The organism is Bacteroides muris (ex Fokt et al. 2023), assembly GCF_024704895.1.
GTDB classification, from domain to species: domain Bacteria; phylum Bacteroidota; class Bacteroidia; order Bacteroidales; family Bacteroidaceae; genus Bacteroides; species Bacteroides muris.
In genome coordinates this window covers 73,651-98,855 of sequence record NZ_JAMZEE010000005.1, presented here as the reverse complement: position 1 = coordinate 98,855, position 25,205 = coordinate 73,651, and the positions used below count along the sequence as shown (strand labels likewise).

Genomic DNA, 25,205 nt, shown 5'->3' with positions numbered 1-25,205 from the left:
GGATATTACATATTGTCACTACGGTTTCAGATGTACTCTGCTTTACTGTGAATTCTATGCGGTCTTGGTCATTTACTCTAATGGAAGAAATACTTGCTTTATCTCCTTTCAATACTTCGTAATGAAACGACCGAATGGTGTGTTAAGCTCTTCGGTATTTCGTATTCCAAGGTCTTTATGCGCTACTGATATCGTTTCACCATTTGAGGCTGAAAGCGATGTTTCTTATCCTTTGTTTTTTCCTTCCTCATATAGTTGTTGCAAGTATTCCTTATCAAAGTGTATTTCCATTGTTTTTAGATTGTTTTCATTGTGCAAAGGTAATGTATACTCCAATATTCCACTATAAAAGTAGATATTTGTTGGTTGTCTGGATAACGCGAAACTTTTTATATGTCAATGAAAGTAGAGGCTGGTTTTGAACATTATAGCAAAAATCCTTATATTTATACTCGAAATATGAATCCTAAAAGCAAAATGCCATGAATAGAGTTTGTATTACCTTATTGCTTTGCTGCTTGTCATCTTGCCGAATGAATAAGACGGAACGCATGGAAATGTCTGAAGATTCCATAGATACAGTGAGGATAGACCAAAGGATGGGAGAAAAAACAGTGAGCGATAGCCTCAAGATAGGGATTGCGGATGATGGTGACTACTTGCAAAGACAATTGCTTGCCATTCACGAAGAACTGAGAAAAAGATTGAATAATACACCATATACACACATTCAGAGGAATGTGACCGGATATGGGATGGGGCGGCATTGCATCGATATAGATTTGATGGTGAATACTCCCGAGCGGCGGAAAGAGTTCCGGGAGAAAATAATGGACTCCCCCGTTTTCTGTTTTCATGGTGTAGAAGTCCCCATTATCAACGAGAGAGTAGGTAAGAATTGTATTCATGGCATCCATATCCGTCCCGAATATCCGGTCTTTTCAACGAAAGCGACTCAGGCGACATTCATCCTCAGCAATCACAGCGGCGGAGATTTGACCTGCGGCGAGCATTACTACCTGACGTTCGAAGACGAAAAAGGTACCTGGCGGGAATTGCCGATAAACGCTGCCTTTTGGGACATCGCCTATGTGCTGCGGGATGGGGAGGAAAGGGTTATGAAAGCCTCCCTTTATCCGGATGTGCATCCCAACAAGCCGGGACGCTACCGTTACTTTTATGAGATAGCCATCAGGAGGAAACCTGTCTTGATGATGGCTGAGTTCAGACTGACGGACAATGAGGAAGAATGGAGAACGGCGGAAAAGACGTCTCTTCCCCCTTATATTTCGGATGCAGGGAAGGGCGGGAGCCCACAATTGATAACGGAAGAGCCAATGGAAGAACCGGTCTATAAAGTAGTGGAAGTGATGCCCGAGTTTCCGGGAGGTATGAAAGCCTTAATGGATTTTATTCAAAAGAATATCCGTTATCCGGAAGAAGCCCGTAAGAATGGCATTCAAGGGAGAGTGATTGTCAGTGTGGTGATTGACGAGAATGGCCGTGTGGCGGACCCCGTTATTATGCGCAGCAGGTATCCTGCCTTGGATGAGGAAGCATTGCGGATTGTTGGATTGATGCCGCAATGGAAACCGGGGATGCAGCAGGGTAAAGCCGTGAAGGTGGAATTTGCTTTTCCGGTTACTTTTAAATTGGAGTAGTAGCACCGGTAAGATTAAGTTACTATTATGAAGAAAGGCGAAGAGGTTTGCAACTCTCTTCGCCTTTCTTCATAATAACTATGGCTTTAGTTTTTACAAAATCCCTTGTGCCATCATAGCCTTTGCCACCTTCATAAATCCGGCCACATTGGCACCCTTCACGTAATTTACATAACCGTCGGCTTCTGTGCCGTATTGTACGCAAGCTTCGTGAATGTTCTTCATAATGCTCTTCAGTTTCTCGTCCACTTCCTCTGCACTCCAGCTCAGCTTGATGGAGTTCTGAGTCATTTCGAGACCAGATACTGATACACCGCCGGCGTTGGCTGCCTTACCCGGAGCATACAAAATTTTTGCATCTTGGAATACTTTGATGGCTTCCGGAGTAGAAGGCATGTTGGCACCTTCGGAAACGGCTATCACACCGTTGGCTACCAATTGACGGGCATGGTCGCCATTCAATTCATTCTGAGTGGCGGAAGGCAAAGCTATGTCTGCTTTTTCTCCCCAAGGCTTGGCACCTTCCACATATTTGACGCCCGGATATTGTTCGGCATACTCGCGGATACGTCCACGGTAGAGGTTTTTCAGCTCCATGATGTAGTCCAACTTCTCGCGGTCAATACCGTCCGGATCGTATATGTAACCGTCAGAATCAGACATGGTCAATACTTTACCTCCCAATTCCAATACTTTCTCGGCCGTATATTGAGCTACGTTGCCGGAACCGGAAATCAGGCAAGTCTTGCCTTTCAGGTCAGTACCCCTAGTCTTCAACATTTCCATCAAGAAGTAGATGTTGCCGTACCCCGTAGCTTCCGGACGAATCAGCGAACCACCGAATTCACGGCCTTTGCCAGTGAAAGTACCGGTGAATTCATGAGCCAGTTTCTTATACATGCCGAACATGAAACCTACTTCGCGACCACCTACACCGATATCACCGGCAGGTACGTCTGTCTCAGGACCGATATGACGCCACAGCTCCAGCATGAAAGCCTGAACGAAACGCATAACCTCGGCATTGGACTTGCCGCGTGGAGAGAAGTCCGAACCACCTTTACCGCCACCCATAGGCAGAGTTGTCAATGAGTTTTTAAATGTCTGCTCAAAAGCAAGGAACTTCAGGATGCTCAGGTTCACAGAAGCATGGAAACGAACACCGCCTTTATATGGGCCGATGGCATTGTTGTGCTGTACACGATAGCCCATGTTGGTTTGTACGTTACCTTTATCGTCTACCCAGGTAACACGGAATTGGTAAACGCGATCGGGGATGCAAAGACGTTCAATCAGATTGGCTTTGTCAAACTCCGGATGTTTGTTATACTCTTCTTCAATAGTAGAGAGAACTTCTTCTACCGCTTGATGATACTCCGGTTCATTGGGGAACCGTCTTTTCAGGTCTTCTAATACCTTAGCTGCATTCATAATCTATTTCTTTTATTGGTTACTTATTGCTTTAATGTGCCAATATGTTAATATGCTAATTGCTGCGCTATGATTACACTGGTATGTCATACCGCATTAGTATATTATCCCATTGCTTTATTGCGGTTGCAAAAGTATACATAAAAATGAAATAGACAAACAATTTATAAATAAAATGCGGTATAAAACGTCAAATTTATTGTTTTATACCGCAAAATTGAATAAAAAGATATTATTTATCCTCTTTTTAGAGACTTTATGACGGGAATAAATACTAAAGCCGCCGAAATGGCAAGTGTTAGGAGAATTGGGCCGTCAATTCGTTCGGCAGATATCAAAACGATGTAGCAAAGTGCTGCCCAAAGCAACATAATGCAAACTATTTGGAATTTTGATAACGGCCGTCTCATTTGGCTGCTTTCTTTTTGTCTACGATAGCATCGATAACTGCCACTGCGGTGATGTTAACGATATCTCGCACGGAGCTCTCAAAATCGGTAAAGTGGATAGGCTTGTTCAGTCCCATTTGGATGGGACCAATCAGTTCGGAGTCCGTATCCATTGCCTGCAACAGCTTGTAAGCAGAGTTTGCAGAACTTAAGTTCGGGAAAATCAGTGTATTTACGTCTTTTCCTTTCAAGCGCGTAAACGGATACTTGGCATCACGCATTTTGCGGTTCATGGCGAAATTCACTTGCATTTCTCCGTCAATGGCAAGGTCGGGATAGTTCTGCTGCATATAATCCACGGCTTCGTGTACGCTTACCGGACTTCCTTCTTTATCAGCACCGAAGTTAGAGTAGCTCAACATGGCCATTATCGGGGTATGATTGAAGAAGCGGACTGTGTGTTCAGACAGCTTGGCGATGTCAATCAACGTTTCGGCATTGGGATGACGGTTAATCAACGTGTCGGCCAGGAAGTATGTGCCTTTCTTGGAGTTCAGAATGTGCATGGTGCCGAAATGCTTGTATTCCGGACGGATGCCAATGACTTCCTTGGCAACCTTGATGGTATTGCTGTATTTGGTGTAGAGGCCTGTGATGAAAGCATCTGCTTCACCCGTCTCCACCATCATCATACCGAAGTAGTTGCGTTCGAACATTTTGTCATTGGCTTCTTCGTATGTGGCGCCTTCGCGGGCACGCTTTTCGACAAGAATGCGGGCATAGCGTTCACGGCGCGGTGCTTCATCCGGATGACGCAGATTTACGATTTCAATACCTTCGAGGCTGAGGTCGAGTTCTTTTGCCAGCTTTTCGATGGCTTCGTCGTTGCCCAATATAATGGGATGGCAGATACCTTCTGCTTTTGCCTCCACAGCTGCTTTTAGCATATTGGGGTGGATACCTTCGGCAAATACCACACGTTGCGGGTTACGGCGGGCTGTATCATAGAGTTGGCGGGTCAGTTTACTTTCTTGTCCCATCAGTTCTTTCAGGTGTTGGCGATAAGCTTCCCAATCGGTTATGGGGTTGCGTGCCACTCCGCTTTCTATAGCTGCCTTTGCCACTGCCATAGATACTTCAGTGATAAGGCGTGGGTCGACGGGCTTCGGGATGAAATAGTCGGGACCGAAAGTGAAGTTATTCACGTGATAGACTTCGTTTACTACGTCGGGTACGGGTTGTTTGGCCAAATCTGCGATGGCATGCACGGCGGCCAGCTTCATATCTTCGTTGATGGCTTTGGCGGCTACATCCAATGCGCCACGGAAGATATAAGGGAATCCGATAACGTTGTTTATTTGATTGGGATAGTCGCTTCGCCCGGTAGACATTAATACATCGGGGCGGGCAGCCATGGCGTCTTCGTAAGAGATTTCGGGCACGGGGTTGGCAAGGGCAAAGACAATGGGTGTATCGGCCATGCTTCGTATCATGTCTTGTGTCAAAACGTTGCCTTTGGAAAGACCGAGGAATACATCGGCATTGCGAACCGCTTCTTCCAGTGTGTGGATGTCGCGGCGGTCGGTGGCAAAGTAACGTTTGGTCTCGTTCAGTCCTTCACGGTCGCTGCTGATTACTCCCTTGGAGTCCAGCATCACAATGTTCTCGTGCGTGGCACCCAGAGACTCATATAGTTTTGTACATGAAATGGCGGCAGCGCCGGCTCCGTTCACGACAATCTTTACGTCTTCTATTTTCTTGCCTGCTACATCCAGAGCGTTCAACAAGCCTGCGCTGGAGATGATGGCTGTGCCATGCTGGTCATCGTGCATCACGGGAATGTCCAACTCTTCTTTCAAGCGGCGTTCTATCTCAAAGCATTCGGGAGCTTTGATGTCTTCCAAGTTGATGCCGCCGAAAGTGGGGGCGATAGCTTTTACGGCTTCCACGAATTTGTCCACGTTTTTTTCGTTGACTTCAATGTCGAAGACGTCGATGCCTCCGTAGATTTTGAACAGCAGTCCTTTGCCTTCCATGACCGGCTTGCCTGCCATGGCGCCTATATCGCCCAGCCCAAGTACGGCGGTACCGTTGGAAATAACTGCAACAAGATTACCTTTGGCTGTGTATTTATATGCGTCCTGCGGGTTTTTCTCGATTTCAAGGCACGGCTCTGCAACGCCCGGAGAATAGGCGAGAGAAAGGTCAGTTTGTGTACTGTAAGGCTTGGTAGGTATTACTTCAATCTTACCCGGTTTGCCTTGCGAATGGTAAAGCAAGGCTGCTTCTTTGGTTATTTTTGCCATGGTAGAATAGTTAAATTGGTTATAATTTGGCTGCAAATGTAGGCATAATAGTTCTAAATTGAAGCTTGTTGTCAAAAAAAAACTATTACTTTTATCAGTTAATTAGCTTAAAATGCTTATTTTTGGCATCAGATTTTAGAAATTACCTCCATTTATTAACTTAACACATGAGTTGCATGAGAATTTTGAAACTTCCTCTGGCAGGATTATTATTTTGTATAATGGTACTATTGGCTGGATGTAAAACGAGTAATGAACCAGAGGTACCGGTTGCTCTGACCTGGGAAATGGGTGCAAGTGACATCGTCCCCGGATATTATGAGAATACCTTTATTCTCAAGAATATCTCTCAAAAACCTCTAAAAAAGAACTGGACAATTTACTATTCACAGCTTCCCCGCAAGGTGAAGCAGGAGGGAGCCTCTGAAGTGAAGGTAGAGGTGGTGAACGGTAATTTTTTCAAAATGTATCCGACAGATGAATTTGTTCCGCTGGCTCCCGGTGATTCCATGCGGATTACTTTCCTTTGTACTTACAAGCTAGACCGGAACTCCCATGTACCGGAAGGAACTTATTGGGTAGAGACAGTGGATGGTGAAGAGGGCAGTCCGTTGCCTGTAGCTTTGAAGGCGCTGCCGCTTCCTTCTCCCGAGTCAATGAGCGGCTATCCGGATGCGACTAAGATTTATGAATCAAATCTTCGCTTGGCTGGTGCCCCTGCTTTGATGCAGTCGGATATTCTTCCGTCGGTGAAGAAAGCGATAGCCATTGAAGGCGATAATGTCGTATTGGAAGGTAAGGTAGCTTTGGTATTCCCGGAGAACTTTGCCGGTGAAGCCAAGTTGTTGAAAGAGAAACTGACTGGTTTGTATGGTTTGGAAGTTGCCGAAAATGCTTCCGTGAAGATTGTGTTGGAAGAACTGCCTGATAGGAAGGAGGCCGTAAACGATGAATATTATACTATAAATATAGGCGGCAACCTGATAAAAATCAGTGCTGCCACTCCTCATGGCGTCTTCAATGGCACACAGACACTTTTGTCAATGTTGAAGGACAAGAAGAAACCTTATCTGCTGGAGGCAGTTTCCATCCGGGATTATCCGGACTTGGCATATCGCGGACAAATGATAGATATAGCCCGTAATTTCACCGCGCCGGAGAACTTGAAGAAACTGGTGGATGTTTTTGCATCTTATAAATTGAATGTCCTGCATTTCCATTTTTGTGATGATGAAGCCTGGCGTTTGGAGATTCCCGGTTTGGAGGAACTGACTGCTGTGGGTAGTCGTCGCGGGCATACCACTGACGAGAGTCAGTGCCTCTACCCATGTTATGACGGTGGCTATGACCCTGATGCAAAGACTGTAGGCAATGGATATTATAGCCGCGAGGAATTTATTGATTTGCTGAAGTATGCTGCCGAAAGACATGTCCGTATTGTTCCGGAAATAGAATCTCCGGGGCACGCCCGCGCTGCCATTGTCTCCATGAAGGCACGCTATAACAAATATTTTGAAACCGATCCGGGGAAAGCTACAGAATATATGTTGAGTGAACCGGAAGATACTTCACGTTATGTTTCTGTACAATATTATACGGACAATGTGATGAATGTTGCCTTGCCTTCTACTTACCGTTTTATGGAGAAGGTGATTCAGGAACTTAATGCGATGTATCAGGAAGCCGGTCTTTCACTGTACACAGTGCATTTGGGTGGTGACGAAGTGCCTCGCGGCGTGTGGATGGGCTCCCCAAAATGCCAGGAACTGATGAAAGAGAAAGGCATGACGAAAGCTCATGATTTGTCGGAGTATTTCATTACGCAAATGGCGGATGTGATGCAGAAGAACGGACTGAAATTCAGTGGTTGGCAGGAAGTTGCTTTGGGTCATACCGAAGAGGCTCATCAACAGTTGAGGGGGCTGGCTGCCGGTGTGTATTGCTGGAATACTGTACCAGGCTCTGATGAAGTGGTTTATCAGACAGCCAATAACGGTTATCCGGTCATCCTTTGCAACGTGGGCAATTTCTATATGGATATGGCTTACAATGGTCATCCGGACGAGCGTGGGCTCGATTGGGGAGGTTATGTGGATGAGTCTGTCTCTTTCTCTATGCTTCCTTTCAGCATTTATCGTTCATTGCGTGTGGATATGGCAGGCAATCCCATTGATTTGAATAATGCAGAGAAGGGGAAGACTGCCTTGACGGATATAGGCAAGAAGCATATTATGGGTGTACAAGGACAATTGTTTGCCGAAACCATCCGTAGTTTTGAGGGTGTGGAATATCTTCTTTTCCCAAAAATATTAGGGCTGGCAGAGCGTGGCTGGAATGCTCATCCGGCATGGGAAAATTTATCCGGCACACAAGAGCAGCAGGCTTTCAATCAAACTTTGGCACTTTATTATGAGAAAATCAGTCGGAGCGAAATGCCTTATTGGGCAAAGAATGGGATTAACTTCCGCTTGCCCCAGCCGGGATTATGGGCAAAAGAGGGAAATCTGTATGCTAATGTGGCCATTGATGGTGCTGAAATACGTTACACTACTGATGGCTCGGAGCCTACTACCCAATCGGCTTTGTGGAAGGAGCCGTTAAAATGTGATGCTTCGGTGGTAAAGGCAAAAACATTCTATCAAGGAAAGGAAAGCTTGCCGATAACGTGGCAGGTAAAATAGTTGTTGTGATATTAGGCGCGGAATACGCGGATGTAATGAACTGAATCCATGAAATCCGCGCCTAAAAGAATATTAAGAAAGTTTTGAATAATCTCTATACCTTGTCAAGCATTCAGCGCTTGTTCTATATCCGCAATAATATCCTCTGCATTTTCTATACCTACCGAGAAGCGAATCAGGTCGGGGCGTACACCTGCTTCCATCAATTGTTCGTCCGTCAACTGGCGGTGTGTATGGCTGGCCGGATGCAGTACACAAGTACGTGCATCGGCCACATGAGTCACGATGGCCGCCAGTTTCAGTGAATCCATAAACTTGATAGACTCTTCCCGTCCGCCCTTCAAGCCGAAGGTGACAACTCCGCAAGAGCCGTTCGGCATGTACTTCTGTGCCTGCTCGTAGTATTTGTCGCCCGGCAGACCACAATAATTCACCCAAGCCACTTTGTCGTTTTGGGCAAGATACTCGGCTACCGTTTGTGCGTTCTTGCAATGTTGGGGCATGCGCAGGTGTAGTGTTTCCAGACCCAGGTTCAGCAGGAATGCGTTTTGTGGAGACTGGATGCTGCCCAGGTCGCGCATCAGTTGGGCGGTAGCTTTGGTGATATAAGCCATTTTGCCGAAAGCTTTTGTGTAAGTCAGCCCGTGGTAAGACTCATCCGGGGTACACAGCCCGGGGAATTTGTCGGCGTGGGCATCCCAATCGAAGTTGCCACTATCCACAATGGCTCCACCTACACTGGTAGCGTGTCCGTCCATGTATTTGGTGGTAGAGTGTACTACGATGTCGGCACCCCACTCAAACGGGCGGCAGTTGATGGGGGTGGGGAAGGTGTTGTCCACAATCAAGGGCACACCGTGGCTGTGGGCTATGCGGGCAAACTTTTCAATATCGAGCACTTCGAGCGTAGGGTTGGAGATGGTTTCGCCGAACAGGGCCTTGGTATTGGGGCGGAAAGCAGCGGAAATCTCTTCCTCGCTGGCATCCGGATTGACGAAAGTGACGTCGATGCCCAATTTCTTCAAAGTCACTCCGAAGAGGTTGAATGTTCCGCCATAGATGGTAGAGGAGCAAACAAAATGGTCTCCTGCCTGACAGATATTGAAAATGGCATAGAAGTTGGCGGCTTGTCCGCTGGATGTCAGTATGGCGGCCACACCACCTTCGAGGGCAGCAATCTTGGCGGCCACTGCATCGTTCGTAGGATTCTGCAGGCGGGTATAGAAATAACCGCTGTCTTCAAGGTCGAACAGGCGTGCCATTTGTTCGCTGGTATCATATTTGAAAGTTGTACTTTGATAGATGGGGAGTACACGAGGCTCGCCCTTTTTAGGAGTCCATCCGGCTTGTACGCACAGCGTCTCCGGTTTGAATTGCTTTGCCATAATGTTATCTGTTTTAAAAGTTTCTTATCTATTATTATCGCGTAAGTTGTCGCAAAAGTAGGGAAAAAATTATAATTTTGTGCTTAAGTATGGTAAAATGCCATAAATTAGCGGCTGGAAGATTGGCGCGAACCAAATGAATGATGAATAATTGGAATATGAAACGCATACTTTGTTTACTGACCATCTTATTTTGCACTTTGTGTGTTTTTAATGCTTCGGCTCAGGAAGAGCGGGACAGTCCGAGACGTGGAGAAGGAATCTCTGCCTTCCTGGAACGTAACAACCGCCCGGGGAGAGCCTATTATAAGGATTTTCTGGAGCTGAACGAGAAAATTCTTAAAGGAAAGGAAGAGTTGCGACTGGGAGTGAAGTATGTACTGCCTCCATTATCAAAACCGGCCGGTAATGGGAAGAAAACAATCAATGAACCTTTGTTCGGGAAAGCACTTGCCGATGTAAAAGTGACATCCGGCCGTTTGCAGGGTGCTTGTTTTTATGTAGTGAGCGGGCATGGAGGTCCCGACCCCGGAGCCATCGGCAAAATCGGCAAAATAGAACTGCATGAAGACGAGTATGCCTATGATATCGCTTTGCGCCTTGCCCGTAACCTGATGCAAGAGGGGGCGGAAGTCCGTATCATTATCCAGGATGCCAAAGACGGAATCCGTGATGATAAGTATCTTTCCAACAGTAAACGTGAGACGTGCATGGGAGCTTCCATACCCTTGAATCAGGTGGCGCGCCTCCGGCAGCGTTGTGCCAAAATCAATGAGCTTTACAAGAAAGACCGCAAGAACTATAAATATTGCCGTGCCATTTTTCTTCATGTGGACAGTCGCAGCAAGAGCCATCAGACCGATGTGTTCTTTTACCACTCCAAAAACAGGCCCGACAGCAAGCGTCTGGCTAAGGCCATGAAGAAAACTTTCGAATCGGAATATGACAGGCACCAGCCCAACCGTGGGTTTACCGGAACCGTCAGCGCACGCAATCTTTATGTGTTAGCCAATACTTCTCCCGCTTCCGTATTCGTGGAATTGGGAAATATCCAGAACACTTTTGACCAGCGCCGTTTTGTAATCAGTTCGAACCGCCAAGCCTTGTCCAAGTGGATGATGGAGGGTTTCATCGCGGATTATAAAAAAGCGAAATAGGCACAATCAACTATGGCTCTTCCTTTTTCTTTTCGTGTATCACCACGACTGTAACAACCGTTGTTGTCAGCGCCATGCCGATGGCATTGATTGGTGTGAAGCTTTCATTGAATATCAAGAAACCGATAGCTACGGCTATCAGAGCTTATATTTATTCGTTCCATCATGAGACAAAAACCGTTCCGCCATGGAGTAAAAATCGTTCCACCACGGTGGAACGATTTTTACTCCATGGCGGAACGAATACTTGTTCGCTGTCCGGCTCCTAAACTCTTCCGGGGAGAAAGCCTGATGGCACCGGCAGAACAGTTTGCCTATTCTACCGGAATATAAATTTCTGTCAACAGTTCCTCCGGCGCCGTATCTGCGGGGTTGTTCAGGTAACGTTCCGCACTGGACTCATCCCGTAAGTTACATTCCATTTCGGGGATATACTTCCCGTAGATGGTATCGTATACGGCCTGCAGATGTTCGTATGGACCTTTGTATAGGAATATGGCATAGCGGCCTGCCGCGAGCTGTTTAAATCCTATGTCTCCTTTGGCCGTTGCAAATGAGGGCAGGACCATACATACATCGGTACGCAGCTTTTCGGCGGGTGTCACTTTGGGGTCATCGTGATAGATACAGTAGGGCATCACTTCTCCCATAGGCAGTTTTTCTTCTTGGATGAACTGGCAAAGGCGCATCCATGCGCTGCAATAGTCGTTCAGTTTATAGTCGCCAAAGAGGCGGATGTAAATCACATTGCGGGCAGGAACTTCTTTGATTTCGTGTTTCAGTTCCAGTTCCGGACGAATAATGGCTGGTTTCATAATTACAAAGTTTTTATTGTTACGATACTCTAATGGTGAAATGCCATAGAACTGCTTGAATACTTTTGACAGTGACGAGGGCGAAGAGTAGCCTATACGGTAGGCTATGTCCGCTATCGGCATGTCCGAGTAACGAAGCAACCGGGCAGCGGCTTCGGTACGCGTCCGGACAATGAACGTACCGACGGGTTCACCCAGGAAAGCTTTCATGATGCGGTGGAAGTAGAAGGGAGAGAAATGGGAAATCCTGGCCAAAGATTTCAGGTCAATTTCTTCTCCGAGGTGCAGATTTATATAATCCACTACTGCGTTCACACACTTTTGGTATTCCTCCTGGGTTGTCTTTTTCTGCTGCATGGCTCTATTGGGCTTTTTCATGTTGCAAAAATAGGAGGAAAAGAAATAGGTTACTTGTCCGATGTTGCTATAAATGCAATATCTTTAAATAAGATAGGCTATATCCCGGCACAACTTTTTCGTGCAAGCATGAAAGTTTTGCATTCGATTTGCAATATCTTTGCATTTCAGATGAAAAAACAAATGCTTGCAGATGACCGAGGAGATTAAAAGACAACTTTGGGAGTGGGCGGCGGCCTATCATTGCGCCGGCTTCATTCAGAACGACCCCGTACAGTTTCCACATCGCTATGAACGGAAGCAGGATATTGAAATCAGCGGGTTGCTGACTGCCATCATGAGTTTCGGCAACCGTAAACAGATATTGAAAAAGGCTGATGAGTTGCATAGGTTGATGGGGGCATCGCCTCATCAATACGTGTTGTCCTGCCAATGGAAGAACGACTTTTCTGCTGCGGATAGAAGCAGTTTTTACCGGATGCTTTCTTATGCCGACTTTCATTCCTATTTCAGGCGCTTGCATGCTGCCTATTCTGCTTTTGACAGTCTGGAGGATGCTTTATGTACGTATGCCGGTAATCCAATGGAAAGGTTATGTGCATTTCTGGAAGTCTCGGCAAAGAGTCCCCAGAAGAAACTGAACATGTTTTTGCGCTGGATGATAAGGAAAGGTCCGGAAGTGGATTTTGGTATTTGGGAGAGGTTTGATTGCAGGGACCTGATTGTGCCTTTGGACACACATGTCTGCCGCGTGGCATACGTCTTGGGACTCACCGAGACGGAAACATTTTCTTTGAAGAATGCCCGTCGGATTACTGAAGCTCTGGCGGAGGTTTTTCCGGATGATCCGTGTCTGGGGGACTTTGCTTTGTTTGGAAGCGGAGTCAGCGGGAGTATTAATTATCGTATGAAACGATAGTTCTTTTGAGTAAGTTTATTACTTTTGTGGTGCAATGCCGGACTCTAAGCATAGAGCCGCCATTGCCGAGGTTGAACTGATTGGTAAAATGAAGGAATGGAAAATTTTCATCGTATGGATGCTTGTCCGGTACGGGATGTACTGAGCAGGTTGGGAGACAAATGGACAATGCTTGTGTTGGTCACACTGAAAGCGAATGGAACGATGCGCTTTTGCGATATACAGAAAACCATAGGGGATATTTCTCAACGGATGCTGACAGTCACATTGCGCTCATTGGAGACGGACGGACTGATTGTCAGGAAAGTCTATGCGGAAGTTCCTCCCCGCGTGGAATATAATCTTACGGAAACCGGATGTAGCCTGATGCCGCATATCGAATCTTTGGTGGGATGGGCATTGAAGCACATGGACGATATTCTGAGTAGGCGCAGTTTGCAAGACAGAGTGTTTGATACAGAAAAAGATTGAACCAAAAGTCTTTTCACCACAGGATTACACAGATTGACACAGAACTAATTTTAAATACTTGTTTCTTCAATAAAATGATCCGTGAAAATCTGTGTAGTCTGTAATGAAGAAACTTTTTGCTACCGATATAAGTTTATTCCTTTACGGCTTCACCTTTTTCGTTTAAAACAACTGTGGTTTCCGTTCCGTCCTGGGCAGCAATAATTACTTTGTAAACCTTGGCTTCGTCTTTTCCCTTTACGTAGGCTTCTTTTACCAAAGTTTCCGGGTGCTCTTTGGTCAACGTCTGCATGACGGCTTGCGGCAACTCTGCCGGATTCAGTTTTACAAAATCATCCTGCGGAACTTGGGCTACTGCCACAGTAGAATCATTTGCTTCTTGTGCGAATGCTACAGAACTGCCTATTCCCAGAATCATTGCTAATGCTACTAATACTTTTTTCATAATCGTTAAGTTTTAGGTGAATATATTATTTTGTTATCTCTGATACTAAGAATGATGCAAAGGGGATGCCAGAAAAATGTGTTTTGATGTATGTGGTTGTAATGCAGTGTGATAGGATTTAATTGTAAACTTGCTAATTTATTGTGAGTGTGGAAAGGTGTGGAAACGAGACCACATGTTTGAGGAATAATTGCACAGTTTTGGTTTATTCTGTTTACATTTGCAGTACACTTAAAATTTATATAAGTATGATTAGATTAAATGTTTTTATTCAGGTAAGTGCGGAGAACCGTGCCGCAGTATTGGAATCTGCCAAAGAACTGGTCGCATATTCCTTAAAGGACAATGGATGCATTGCTTACGATGTGTTTGAGAGTGCAACTCGCAGCGATGTTCTTATGATTTGTGAAACATGGAAAGATGCAGAGTCATTGTCTGCCCATGAAAAAGCAGATCATTTTGTGACTTTGGTGCCTAAAATACAGAAACTGGCTGCCATGAAGTTGGAAAAATTCGAGTTCTAAATCTGTGCACACCGAAGAGGCACCCAAAGCCGACAAGTCTCTTGATTTCTATGACATCGGAATTGCCGAGATTGTGCTGATGCCGGCAGGGCAATATACGTTTATGGATTATAAAAGTAGAGCTTCCGTCGCAGATTATTATGGGAGTACGGTATATCGAGTTATCCGGTAATGAAGAGCAACCATGCTTTCCGTGTGAACTCTTGTTTTCCGGCACCGGTATCAAAGAAAGGAAACTTGGAGTAAATATTACTGGATAAAAATGCCCTTTCTGCTTCGAATGTTGTCACCGGACTTTCATTGGATGAGCAGGGAATGCTATGGATGGCAACCGGGAAGGGACTGTATTCGTTACGATTGTCTGACAGAAAAGTGAAATCCTATCATAATGTAAAAGACGGCAAGCATGTGTGTGCTTTTAACAATATCACCCGTTCCGGAGAATTTGAGTATTTTGTGGAGGTGGGGTGTAACATCATCTCTTCCCTTTCCAGCGACGGCAAAAATATGCTGTATGTAGGAACGGATGGCAATGGAGTCCATTTCATAGCCACAGGCCGGCGGAATGGGCGAAAAGGAAATCGGATAAAGCTTGTTTCAAGTGTTGGGATGTCCGTCCCAAGGTTGCGGATGTCTATCCCAACACTTGAAATGTCTATCCCAAGGCTTGGGATAGAAACAATGTCCTAATCTTCGGAACTTATCTATCTGTTCTTCGGAATTTTATTACTTATCTATAGGAACTTTTTTACTTGTACTCAGTGTGGCAGAACCATGTTCCGGCGAACTTGGCTTTATCTTCTCAATCTGATGAGGTTACTGACTTTCCGTTGTATCGCCAATACGTTCAGCATGGATACTGCAAGAAACAGCAGGCCGCCGGCCAGGATACATGGAAGCAGTGACCCGCTTTCCAATTGCGGGAAGAGATTCCGGACTACTTCTATGTAATAACTGCGTACCCATACCACACTACCGATGGCGAGGAACAGCACCAGTACATTCAGCCCTACTGTCAGTATATGATAAGGAGTGGCTACCCGTGTCGGGCTATATCCTATCAACAGCAGGTTTTCCAGTTTTACCGTGTTCTTTTGGAGAAGCAGGAAGATACTCAGCATCAGTATGTAGAATGACAGAATGCTGATGAACAGTCCTACTCCCATGACGAGGCCCGTGATGAGGCGTAGGAAATAGGTTGTCTTTCCTGCGTCCAGGTTGTTGCCTTCGGTTTCGTAGTTCTTCTGTCGGAAATAATCTGTGATGGCTGTGTCAGTGGGATTCTTCACTTCCACAATAAGGCGGGACGGTTCGGCCTCTTTTTCCGGTGCAAAGTTCTTGTTGGCCCAGTCCATGAAGGATTGGGGGATGAGAATGGTATTCAGCCGGTTGGAGAATCCCACAATGTTGCCTTTGTATTGTTCCACACGTCCGTTGCCCCTCATCATGATGTCCATCTGTACCAGACTCATCAAGCCTTCGGAGAGTTTCGGCAGGCTCCTGCTTTGTGCAAAACCAAAGTTGTAGAGGTTCAGATAATTGCGTGGAATGATGATGGGGATTATCCGGCTATCTTCGTCAAAATGCCATTTGTCCAGACTGACATCCACATATCCGTCGGGTACAGACTCGAAAAACATCTCTGTCGACAAGCGGATACCGGCTTCCTGCATGCCGAGTCCGGCAGAAACCTTGAACAAGGAAGGAGTGAACGCGCCTACTCCTTTAGTAAAAGGTTGGGCTTTCAGCTCCTTTATCTCCTCTTCGGAGAATGTGTTGCTTTTCCCCGCAAAGCTGCCGAGAGCACTTATCTTTTTGGTGACTATGATATAATCCTTCTTCATGAAACTATCTCCTTCCGTAAAGACGGGGAGGACGTCACGATAGAATTGTACGCTCAACAATACAATCATCATGCCGAAAAGATTGGCGAGGAAAAAGCCGGCCAGCTGTCCGATACTGATGTGCTGGCGAAGAAGTTTCCAAACAAGTCGGTTCATATTATTTTAATGTGCTAATGTGGTTAATGTACTAATATGCCAATGGGCTGCGCTGCATTTACATTGTGCTGTCACGCCGCAGGTCATTGGCACATTGGCATATTAGCACATTAACATGTTTATAATCGATAAATTTCATCATAATCCAATTCTAGATGTTTGCCGATGGAAGTCACTATGATTCCTGCTCCTTGGCGGTTGGCTTCTTCTGTCAGTAGCCTGCTCATGATTGTTCCATTCTCGTCATCCAGATGGCTGATGGGTTCGTCCAGAAAGATGAAGTCGAAAGGCTGGCAGAGGCTGCGGATAAAGGCTACTCTTTGTTGCTGGCCGAAAGACAGCTTTCCGGCTTTTTCGTTTAGCTTGTCTGCAATGCCGATTGCCTCAAAAAGAGCGAGGACTTCTTTCCTCTTTTTGAAATTGGTAAGCCGGTTCTTCAGTTGTATGTTCTCGATAGCGGTCAGTTCGGGGAAGATGCGCAACTCCTGAAAAAGAATGCTGAGCGAGTGCTTTCGAATATCTGTCCAATCATTGGCAGAGAGTGAACGGATGTTACGTTCATCAAAGTTGATGATTCCTTGGTAATCGTTGCGGTAGCCGTAGATATAACTGCAAAGCGATGATTTTCCGGTACCCGAAGCGGCTTCTATAAGATAACGTTTTTCCTTGTGGAAGATAATGTCCCGATGCCATACGTCTGAGCTGACGGCATCACGGTCGGCAAACACTTTGGGTAGTGTTTGCCGCAGGTGAATACTATTCATTTATAATCTGATGTTGAATGTTAGGGATTAAGGATTAGTAAACTGCAATCTTTTAATCCTTAATTACATGCCCGTAAACTGTTTGATGAAGTCCACAATCTGTTTCAGTGCGTTGGCATTCTTGTTTTTCAGTTGCAGGGTGACGGTCGCCTTGTCCTCGTTGCCAACGGCTTCCAGGTGCGAGATATTGCCGAGCAGTGAGTAATAGGTGCTATACTCTTGTCCGCCGAATCCAACAAGCATTTTTACAACGGGCAGGTCGAGTACGGCTTCAGCATTGATGACAAAGGCTGTGCGCTTGCCTTTCAGGCCGGAAGCAAACTCCGTTTCTTTGGCAGACGGGTCAACGGTCTTGCATACATTCTTGTACAGCAGTTCGTCATTGGTAGCGTACATCTGCTTGTTGCGTATGCCGAAAAATATGTTGATAGCGCGTGATTTATAGACATATTCATTCTCATTCAGCTTCACGATGTCTTCGCCACGCTTCAGTCCCAGTTCGGACTTTTTTTCATAAAGGGTTTTCAAGGGAGCATCGTTCTTTACGCTGGCGTAGGCCAGAAAAGAAGGATTACTGTTCATGGTTACATTGATTAGACCTACGGTCAGGTCGTTATGGAAGGCACTGAACAAGTTCTTCACTTCGGCAGCTTTGGTAATGGAGAAATCGTTGCGGAACTGTTCGTTCTCTTGCAGCACATTGTAGAACTCTTCTCCATTGATACCTATACTGAACAGTGCTAGAGTAGATTTGGGGAAATATTTCAAGAACGTGTTTTCGATGGGACAGGTGCTTTTGATTTGCTTCTCGAAAAGTGCTTTCAGTTCTGCATTCTCGGTATAACTCTCTACTTTCAGTTCAATCTTTCCTTTTTCGAAAGAGAGATTTCCCAGCATCTTCATATCTTTCAGGTCGACGTTGTGGGATATTCCGTAGTTCAACGGATTGGCGTATGCACTCAGCAGGCTGGAAGGAGAGATGAGCATATTGATGTCTCCATTCTGCTTTTGCATTTTCTTGAAACCGGGGTTGTTGTTTATGCTGTTTTCTTTGGTCTGTTTCAGCAAGGCGGGAATTTCCTCTTTTACTTTTTCCAGTTGCGATGTGCCGGTATAGTTCACTACCATAACCGTGGTAGGAGTGAAGGCAAGCAGTGCACGTTTGTTGAGCCGGGCAAAATTGTAACCGTCTGCTTCTTCAATCGGACTGCTTATCTGTTCTTTCTCCGTCACCTCCAGAAGTTTCAGCAGATCATCTTCATTCTGAACCTTGGCCACCATTGTGGTATAGGGGAATGAGGGAGCGTTGAAGATATAGATTGGTGCATTGACATCCACTCCCGATTGAGTCGGGTCTTTCAATATAGCTTCCAATTGTTGGTAAGTCACCGTATTCATATCGCTTTTCAAGGCATCTGTCAGTTTTTGCAGAGCTTCTTTGTTCTCTTTGTCTTTTGCTCCAGCCTTGTCTGCCAATGATTTTAAATTGATTGCGATGACTTGTGAGGCATCGGAAGGAATCACATAGGTATATTCCGGCTTTTTAGATGAACAGGCGCTTATCGATACAATGAGTACCGTCAGTAGCGAGAAGTGTAAGAATAGATTTTTCTTCATATAGTTTTGTTTTGGTGAGTATCATTGATTTTGTAAATTAAGAATATGGCAGGCAACAAGTGCCGCTGTCTCCGTGCGTAGCCTTGATTTTCCCAAGCTGATGGAGATAAATCCGTTTTCTTCTGCCTTCCGGACTTCCTCTTCACTGAAGTCTCCTTCGGGACCGATTAGTACCAGCGCATCTTCCCCAGAATGTACGATGTCTTTCAAAAGTTGTTTCTTACCTTCATAACAGTGTGCGATGAATTTCTGACCCGAAAAGGGCTGTGTGATGAATTTGTTGAAGTCTGTCATCTCATTCAGTTGAGGCAGACGGGCTTTGAGCGACTGTTTGATAGCAGAAACCAATATTTTGGAGATGCGCTCCGTCTTGATGACTTTTCGTTCCGAGAAACGGCAGTTCAGGAATGTCAGTTCGTCAAAACCTATTTCCGTGGCTTTCTCGGCAAACCACTCTGTACGGTCCATGTTCTTGGTGGGCGCCATGGCAATGTGCAGATGACCTTTCCATAAGGGGGCTTGCGGAAGGGTTTCCAGAATATTTACCAGACAGCGCTTGTTGGTAGCCGTACTGATTTCGGCACGATAAAAGCAGCCTTTTCCATCTGTCAGCATGATTTCGTCTCCAGCCTGCAAGCGCAAGACGCGTATGGCGTGTGCGGCTTCCTCTTCGGGCAGCTCTGCGTAGACCTGTATGTCGGGAGTATAGAATACGTGCATATTACAAATTGTTTTTGAGTTGATTAATCTGGTCTCTTAGCCGTGCGGCACGTTCATAGTCTTCTTCATCGACTGCTTTTTGCAGGGCTGTTTTCAGTATGTCTATCGAGTCTTCCTGCAACAGTTCATCTTTGTCCGGTTCGCTGTCTTTTGTCGGGTCGGTGGAACCTTCGACGATTTTCAGACATTCTGCTTCAAGGATGTCTTCGTAGATAAAGATAGGAGCATTCATGCGTAATGCCAAGGCAACGGCGTCGCTGGTACGCGCATCAATCCGGAGAATGGTTTCTTCGGTTTTCATATAAAGGTAAGAGTAGAATATTCCGTTGTCTACTTTATAGATAAGAATGCGCATCAGTTTTACGCCCAGCACTTCAAGAACGGAGGCGAATAGGTTATGGGTCAACGGACGGGGTGGTACGATACCTTTCATCTCAATGATCATAGCTTGCGCTTCGGTAGCACCTATGATAATCGGTAGCTGGCGTTTACCGTCCACCTCGCCCAATACCAGTGCGTATGCACCCGCTTGCGCTTGGCTGTTGGAAATATTCAGCACTTGTAGTTCTATCTTTTTCTTATTCATACCTATTAAATCAACCTGACTCTCAATCAGTTTTTCTCTATTTTTTCCGGATTATGTTTATAGCGGAACACCATTCCAAACAACAAACCTATGACTAAGGCATATCCTGCAAAGATAAACCATACCGGTGTCCAGTCGCGGCTTACCAGTCCTCCGCCTTCGGCATATACCGAGAAGGCATCCACCACGGCTCCGCTGGCATAGCCTCCGATGATGGCTCCCACACCGTTTGTCATCATAAAGAACAAACCTTGTGCGCTAGCGCGGATACTGGGATGTGCCTCCATTTCTGTAAACAGTGAGCCCGATACATTGAAAAAGTCAAATGCCATACCATAGACAATCATCGAAAGAACGAGCATCCATAGTCCGCTTCCCGGGTCTCCGAGGGCAAAAAGTCCGAAACGGAATACCCATGCAAACATGCTTATTAACATAACGCGTTTGATTCCGAAATGTTTCAGGAAGAATGGGATGGCAAGGATAAACAGCGTCTCACTCATTTGCGAGATGGAAAGTAGGATGACGGAGTGTTTTACACCGAATGAATCCGCATATTCGGGTATGGAAGCAAATGAACCCAGAAAAAGGTCACCGTATGTGTTTGTTATTTGAAGAGCGGCTCCCAGCAGCATGGAGAACAAGAAGAAAATAGCCATCTTCTTGCGCTTGAACAGCACCAGTGCATCCAGCCCGAAAGCGGAGAGCATTGTTTTTCCTTCGCAGCGCATGGGGGGGCAGGCAGGAAGGGTGAAGGCGTAAAGCCCCAGCGCAGCTGCCGATATGGCTGCCACATAGAGTTGTGCCGCACTCGCCTTGAATCCGGTGAGGTCCACAGCCCACATGGCACAGATAAAACCTACTGTTCCCCATACACGGATGGGGGGGAAGTCTTTCACCAAGTCCATTTTATATCTTTCCAGTGCATTGTAGGATACAGTGTTGGCCAAGGATAACGTGGGCATATAAACAAGCATGTTGAGTAGCATGGCCCAGTACATGTGGTTGTACGTAGTGGCAGTTGAAGCATAAATCAGGGCACCGGCGCCAACCAGGTGTAGTATACCATAAAGGCGTTCGGCATTTATCCATTTGTCAGCAACGATACCGGTCAGGCCGGGCATTATTAGTGAGGCGATGCCCATGGTTGCAAAGATTGCTCCGATTTGTCCGCCTTCAAAATGTAACGTACCGCCCATGTAACCACCTAATGAAATCAGCCATGCTCCCCAGACAAAGAATTGCAGGAATTGCATGGCAGTGAGTCGGAATTTGATGCTCATAATATTAGCTTTTTATATTTTAAATTATGTAATAGATGCAAATGTACAATGAGGCGGGGAGAAAAACAAGCTCTGTACGGCTTTTTCTTCAATGAAAGAGATTAATGAGGGATGGATTTTGGTAAGGAATGTATTATAAAAAAAGAAGGGTATCTATCCCAGACACCCAATCTTTATTAACCTTAAATCTAATACCATGAAAAACACAGTGCAAATATACACGGTTTATGTTATATAACATGCTATTTTGGTGTATTTCTGCTTTTTATTAACTCTATTTAAGAAAAGTAGGCTCTGTTAGCCTGCTTTTTCCTCTATTCTACATATAGAACCAGTCCTTTCAGGTATTCCCCTTCCGGATGATAGATACTGACCGGATGGTCGGCAGGTTGCGTCAGTTGGTGCAGGATGCGTACGCTGCGGCCGGACATGGCAGCGGCTGTAAACACAGCCGTACGGAAGTTTTCTTTGCTGACGGCTTGTGAGCACGAGAATGTGAAGAGGATGCCGCCGGGCTTGATTTTCTCGAAAGCCTTGACGTTCAGTTTGCGGTAGCCTTGCAGGGCATTGCGCAGAGCATCGCGGTGCTTGGCAAAAGCAGGAGGGTCAAGAACTATCAGGTCGTATTGGTCGCCCATGCGGTCAAGGTACTTGAAGGCATCTTCTGCGTATGCGGCATGGCGGGTGTCACCCGGGAAATTCAGCTCTATATTCTTGTTGGTCAGGTCGATGGCTTTGGCGGAACTGTCCACGGAATGCACCAGTTTGGCGTCTCCGCGCATGGCATATACGGAGAAGCCGCCGGTATAGCAGAACATATTCAGTACGCTGCGGTCTTTGGCATGACGTTCCAGTAGCGAACGGTTCTCGCGTTGGTCTACAAAGAAACCGGTCTTTTGGCCTTTCAACCAGTCGATGTGGAACTTCAGACCGTACTCCATGGCTACATTGTCTGTGCTGCCGCCTTTCAAGAAACCGTTCTCCGGATAGAGGTCGGCTTTGAAGGGAAGGGTCGTTTCCGATTTGTAATAGATATTGTCTATCTGGTTGCCCATCACTTCGGTAAGGGCATCGGCAATGGCCATGCGGTCGAGGTGCATGCCGGCAGAATGTGCCTGCATCACTGCAGTACGGGCATAAATGTCGATAACCAGCCCCGGCAGGTTGTCTCCCTCCCCGTGCACCAGGCGATAGGTGTTGTTTGTCGGGTTTCCGGCTATGCCGATACTGCGGCGCATGTCGTATGCTATGCTGAGTTTACGTTTCCAGAAGTCCGCATTGATTTCTTCTTCTTGACAGAAGGTCAGTATGCGTACGGCGATACTGCCAATCTGAAAATGCCCTTTGGCTATGAATTCCTTTTTGGACGTGTAGATTTCAACAACTTCCCCTTCTTCGGGCTCTCCGTCGAAATGTGCGATGGCGCCGGAAAACACCCACGGGTGAAAACGCTTTAATGACTCCTCTTTATTGGGTTTAAGGTATACTTTGTACATATATATAATGTGATTAATGTGGTAATGTGATAATGTGCATCACATTACCACATTATTATTGGTTTCTATTTCAAAATCTCCTGTCTGTTTCAGTTCTTGCAGTTTGTTGTAGATGTTGAGACATGCCCAGGCATCGGTGGCTGCATACAGTTTCTGCGGTTCGGTCAGGTTTTCGGCTTCCCAATTGGAAAGGCGCTGGCTTTTCGAAATCTTTTCCCCGAAAAGGATGGCATATATCTTTTGCAGGCTTTTATCCTGGATACCAAAAGTACGGACATATTCTTGTAATTCAATGCAGGCACGCTGTTCAAAAGGCGCCCGCTTGTGCAGCATCATGAAGTCATCCCGCAAGGAAAGGCCTACTTTCGTTACACTTGGGTTTTCAAGCAATGTGATGACCGGTAACGTCAGTCCCGTGAGATTGAGGCGAAACAGAAAGCAATGCTCTTCTGAAGAAATTTGTAGCAGGGCTACCTTGTGGACATGACCTTTTGTGAACGATGGGCGGGTCTCACTGTCTATGCCCAGTAGCGGGCAGGACTTCAGATAAGAGACCGCTTTTTCCGCTTCCCAGGGTGTTTGTACGACATGTATTTGTCCCGGAAAGGCGGCTTTGGGCAAATCTTTCACCGTTTCTTTATCTATTGTTCTTTTGATAACCATAATTTAATATTCAAAGTCGGCGGTTTCTTCCTCTTCATCCTCATCTTGCGCATACTTCACCTCGTGCAGGGCACGCAGGGTGTTGACAAGTTTTTGTCCCCAATGGAGGCGGAAGTTTTCCTGGCAGATGGCAAGCGAATCGTTCATCGTCTCGTTGAAACCCAGTTGGAATACGAAGATGAAGTCTTTGATGTCCTGATATATATCGGCCAAATCTTCGGAAATGTTCCTGGTGATGGGCTGGTCACTATACTTCATGTCAGATACGAACACGTCCAGATAGTCGTCTTTCTCGGCCAGAATATTGGCGAGGTTCATGCGGAGTACCTCATAGGTCTCTTCAGTGACGAATGTTTCCGGTGCCTCATCTCCTATGGTTTCGCACTCGGGCAGCATGGAGGCCTTCAGGTAGAGCAGCGGAAGTATTTTTAAGGATGTATCGACGAATGTAGAGCGTTTCACCCCTTCCGCTTGTTCCAGAAACTTGCAAAACTCGGCGGCTACGGTCACAAACTCTACAACATTCCGATCGAATATCACTTGGCTTTCTTTTTTCATATCTTCTTGATTTGAAACGCAAAGATAGCGCAAACCGAAAGTAGAAGCAAATTAATTGGCAGGATTATTCTTTTTTCACTACATGATATTCTGTTCCTCTTGTCTTCCGGCAGCTGTTATTCAAGGTACCTCCCTTTGGGGTATCGACATAGGCAAACTGAATTCATACAGCCAATTACGCATCAGGTCAACGTCGTCACCCAACTCGTTGCCCAGTCTTGATATGGTGAATGAGGGATGATTGTTCATGTAGTCAAGGGGCATATAGGCTTCGTTCTGCAAGAAGTCATTCAGGCAATGGTTGTCTGGTCGGGTAGGGTAGACTTGTACCTGTTTGAGATAGGCGTGTGGGGGTGCTTCGATATAGAAGTTGCCTAGATTGTTGTTCCTGTTGATTAGTGTGCCGTCAGTTTAGGCGTGTGAGCTTTGGATTTCGGCTGGTACAAAGCTGGGTGAATTGTCAATGCGTATCTTTATATGATGGTTACCGGGGCCAAGGTCGGCAGGCTATAGCAGTAAGGTCGGGAATTTCAACATATTTACCATCTAGATGAGAATTTCTATATCTTGTGATTTGTCTCTTATCTATATGATGAACTTGTAGTGGCTGTGACAATGTCGAAGTATACGATTACATGTTTAGTCGAAGGCAAGAGTTATCCAACTGACGTGTGCTATGCAGAATTGATTTGCGGCATGACCCGCACGACTGTAATGCGGCAGATTTGTCGTCTTTGTGAGTAGAATGTGTTGGTGAACAAAGGGTTGCATAAACAGCCGATTTACTTTTTGAAGGGAAAAGAGTAGATTGATGTGTATAGGGCATGCACGGATTGCGTCATGTAAGCAAAATCTGCCTGCATGCTTGCATGAGGCCTGCTTTCGTGGCGCAATCTGCTGTAAATTAGTGTACTATGTCATTTTATGCAAGTATGTAAGTAAAACATACGATAAAACTACAGTTGCAGATTAGGAAT

General features: G+C 45.9%; 23 protein-coding genes and 1 pseudogene. 10 read left to right on the top strand and 14 right to left on the bottom strand.

The window, feature by feature from the left end; all coding sequences use genetic code 11:
• Nucleotides 1–482 precede the first annotated feature (482 nt).
• On the top strand, nucleotides 483–1,661 hold the full coding sequence (locus M1B78_RS03515) for an energy transducer TonB (RefSeq protein ID WP_430732560.1): 1,179 nt from the start codon (nucleotides 483–485) through the stop codon (nucleotides 1,659–1,661).
• A 93-nt stretch (nucleotides 1,662–1,754) separates the two neighbouring features.
• Here the strand turns inward: M1B78_RS03515 and M1B78_RS03510 are convergent, their stop codons facing one another.
• Both M1B78_RS03510 and M1B78_RS03505 read right to left on the bottom strand, forming a co-directional pair.
• On the bottom strand, nucleotides 1,755–3,092 hold the full coding sequence (locus M1B78_RS03510) for an NADP-specific glutamate dehydrogenase (protein WP_136010916.1): 1,338 nt from the start codon (nucleotides 3,090–3,092) through the stop codon (nucleotides 1,755–1,757).
• A 406-nt stretch (nucleotides 3,093–3,498) separates the two neighbouring features.
• The gene (locus M1B78_RS03505; RefSeq protein ID WP_136010914.1) at nucleotides 3,499–5,787 is read right to left on the bottom strand and encodes an NADP-dependent malic enzyme; all 2,289 of its coding nucleotides are present in this window, start codon (nucleotides 5,785–5,787) and stop codon (nucleotides 3,499–3,501) included.
• Nucleotides 5,788–5,963: 176 nt separating this feature from the next.
• On the opposite strand from M1B78_RS03505, the gene M1B78_RS03500 reads away from it, so the two are divergent.
• Nucleotides 5,964–8,468, top strand: coding sequence for a family 20 glycosylhydrolase (locus M1B78_RS03500; RefSeq protein WP_257939901.1), 2,505 nt, complete (start codon nucleotides 5,964–5,966; stop codon nucleotides 8,466–8,468).
• Between the two features lie 104 nt (nucleotides 8,469–8,572).
• On the opposite strand, the gene M1B78_RS03495 is transcribed toward M1B78_RS03500, so the two are convergent.
• Nucleotides 8,573–9,853 carry an O-acetylhomoserine aminocarboxypropyltransferase/cysteine synthase family protein gene (locus M1B78_RS03495; RefSeq protein WP_257931654.1) on the bottom strand — a complete coding sequence of 427 codons (1,281 nt, stop codon included), beginning with the start codon at nucleotides 9,851–9,853 and terminating at the stop codon, nucleotides 8,573–8,575.
• A 140-nt stretch (nucleotides 9,854–9,993) separates the two neighbouring features.
• On the opposite strand from M1B78_RS03495, the gene M1B78_RS03490 reads away from it, so the two are divergent.
• Both M1B78_RS03490 and M1B78_RS03485 read left to right on the top strand, forming a co-directional pair.
• Entirely contained in the window at nucleotides 9,994–11,010 is a 1,017-nt protein-coding gene (locus M1B78_RS03490; protein WP_136010911.1) for an N-acetylmuramoyl-L-alanine amidase family protein, read from the top strand.
• 165 nt (nucleotides 11,011–11,175) lie between these two features.
• Nucleotides 11,176–11,343, top strand: coding sequence for a hypothetical protein (locus M1B78_RS03485; RefSeq protein WP_257939900.1), 168 nt, complete (start codon nucleotides 11,176–11,178; stop codon nucleotides 11,341–11,343).
• Here the strand turns inward: M1B78_RS03485 and M1B78_RS03480 are convergent.
• Nucleotides 11,325–12,182 carry an AraC family transcriptional regulator gene (locus M1B78_RS03480; protein WP_176468872.1) on the bottom strand — a complete coding sequence of 286 codons (858 nt, stop codon included), beginning with the start codon at nucleotides 12,180–12,182 and terminating at the stop codon, nucleotides 11,325–11,327. The genes M1B78_RS03485 and M1B78_RS03480 overlap by 19 nt on opposite strands.
• Nucleotides 12,183–12,375: 193 nt before the next feature.
• Between M1B78_RS03480 and M1B78_RS03475 the strand changes: the two genes are divergently transcribed.
• Both M1B78_RS03475 and M1B78_RS03470 read left to right on the top strand, forming a co-directional pair.
• Nucleotides 12,376–13,101: a TIGR02757 family protein gene (locus tag M1B78_RS03475; protein ID WP_257931656.1), complete on the top strand. Its 726-nt coding sequence runs from the start codon at nucleotides 12,376–12,378 to the stop codon at nucleotides 13,099–13,101.
• 96 nt (nucleotides 13,102–13,197) lie between these two features.
• Nucleotides 13,198–13,572, top strand: coding sequence for a winged helix-turn-helix transcriptional regulator (locus M1B78_RS03470; protein WP_257931657.1), 375 nt, complete (start codon nucleotides 13,198–13,200; stop codon nucleotides 13,570–13,572).
• A 133-nt stretch (nucleotides 13,573–13,705) separates the two neighbouring features.
• Here the strand turns inward: M1B78_RS03470 and M1B78_RS03465 are convergent, their stop codons facing one another.
• Nucleotides 13,706–14,017, bottom strand: a complete 312-nt coding sequence (locus M1B78_RS03465; RefSeq protein WP_257939899.1) for a hypothetical protein — start codon at nucleotides 14,015–14,017, stop codon at nucleotides 13,706–13,708.
• Nucleotides 14,018–14,265: 248 nt separating this feature from the next.
• Here M1B78_RS03465 and M1B78_RS03460 point away from each other — a divergent pair, with 248 nt between their 5' ends.
• The 3 genes and pseudogenes from M1B78_RS03460 to M1B78_RS03450 form a co-directional block, all read left to right on the top strand.
• Complete coding sequence (locus M1B78_RS03460) at nucleotides 14,266–14,541, top strand: putative quinol monooxygenase (RefSeq protein WP_136010904.1); 276 nt, start codon at nucleotides 14,266–14,268, stop codon at nucleotides 14,539–14,541.
• A gap of 4 nt (nucleotides 14,542–14,545) precedes the next feature.
• Nucleotides 14,546–14,713, top strand: coding sequence for a hypothetical protein (locus tag M1B78_RS03455; protein WP_168354345.1), 168 nt, complete (start codon nucleotides 14,546–14,548; stop codon nucleotides 14,711–14,713).
• 53 nt (nucleotides 14,714–14,766) lie between these two features.
• A pseudogene (locus M1B78_RS03450) lies at nucleotides 14,767–15,105 on the top strand (AraC family transcriptional regulator); the annotation flags it as partial.
• 230 nt (nucleotides 15,106–15,335) lie between these two features.
• Here M1B78_RS03450 and M1B78_RS03445 read toward each other — a convergent pair.
• The 9 genes from M1B78_RS03445 to M1B78_RS03405 form a co-directional block, all read right to left on the bottom strand.
• Complete coding sequence (locus M1B78_RS03445; protein ID WP_136010903.1) at nucleotides 15,336–16,541, bottom strand: ABC transporter permease; 1,206 nt, start codon at nucleotides 16,539–16,541, stop codon at nucleotides 15,336–15,338.
• A 119-nt stretch (nucleotides 16,542–16,660) separates the two neighbouring features.
• Nucleotides 16,661–17,305 carry an ATP-binding cassette domain-containing protein gene (locus tag M1B78_RS03440; RefSeq protein WP_136010900.1) on the bottom strand — a complete coding sequence of 215 codons (645 nt, stop codon included), beginning with the start codon at nucleotides 17,303–17,305 and terminating at the stop codon, nucleotides 16,661–16,663.
• Between the two features lie 63 nt (nucleotides 17,306–17,368).
• Nucleotides 17,369–18,922, bottom strand: a complete 1,554-nt coding sequence (locus tag M1B78_RS03435; RefSeq protein WP_257939898.1) for a DUF4836 family protein — start codon at nucleotides 18,920–18,922, stop codon at nucleotides 17,369–17,371.
• Between the two features lie 21 nt (nucleotides 18,923–18,943).
• Nucleotides 18,944–19,642: a 16S rRNA (uracil(1498)-N(3))-methyltransferase gene (locus tag M1B78_RS03430; RefSeq protein WP_136010898.1), complete on the bottom strand. Its 699-nt coding sequence runs from the start codon at nucleotides 19,640–19,642 to the stop codon at nucleotides 18,944–18,946.
• A 1-nt stretch (nucleotide 19,643) separates the two neighbouring features.
• Entirely contained in the window at nucleotides 19,644–20,228 is a 585-nt protein-coding gene (locus M1B78_RS03425) for a bifunctional nuclease family protein (protein ID WP_257939897.1), read from the bottom strand.
• Nucleotides 20,229–20,254: 26 nt separating this feature from the next.
• On the bottom strand, nucleotides 20,255–21,511 hold the full coding sequence (locus M1B78_RS03420) for a nucleoside permease (RefSeq protein ID WP_257939896.1): 1,257 nt from the start codon (nucleotides 21,509–21,511) through the stop codon (nucleotides 20,255–20,257).
• A gap of 314 nt (nucleotides 21,512–21,825) precedes the next feature.
• Nucleotides 21,826–23,007: a class I SAM-dependent rRNA methyltransferase gene (locus M1B78_RS03415; RefSeq protein WP_257939895.1), complete on the bottom strand. Its 1,182-nt coding sequence runs from the start codon at nucleotides 23,005–23,007 to the stop codon at nucleotides 21,826–21,828.
• 39 nt (nucleotides 23,008–23,046) lie between these two features.
• Complete coding sequence (locus M1B78_RS03410; RefSeq protein ID WP_257931662.1) at nucleotides 23,047–23,670, bottom strand: 3'-5' exonuclease; 624 nt, start codon at nucleotides 23,668–23,670, stop codon at nucleotides 23,047–23,049.
• Nucleotides 23,671–23,673: 3 nt separating this feature from the next.
• Nucleotides 23,674–24,228 carry a DUF5063 domain-containing protein gene (locus M1B78_RS03405; RefSeq protein ID WP_136010493.1) on the bottom strand — a complete coding sequence of 185 codons (555 nt, stop codon included), beginning with the start codon at nucleotides 24,226–24,228 and terminating at the stop codon, nucleotides 23,674–23,676.
• Between the two features lie 237 nt (nucleotides 24,229–24,465).
• On the opposite strand from M1B78_RS03405, the gene M1B78_RS03400 reads away from it, so the two are divergent.
• A complete protein-coding gene (locus tag M1B78_RS03400; RefSeq protein ID WP_257931664.1) occupies nucleotides 24,466–24,606 on the top strand; it encodes a hypothetical protein in 141 nt (46 codons plus the stop codon).
• Nucleotides 24,607–25,205: the final 599 nt, after the last annotated feature.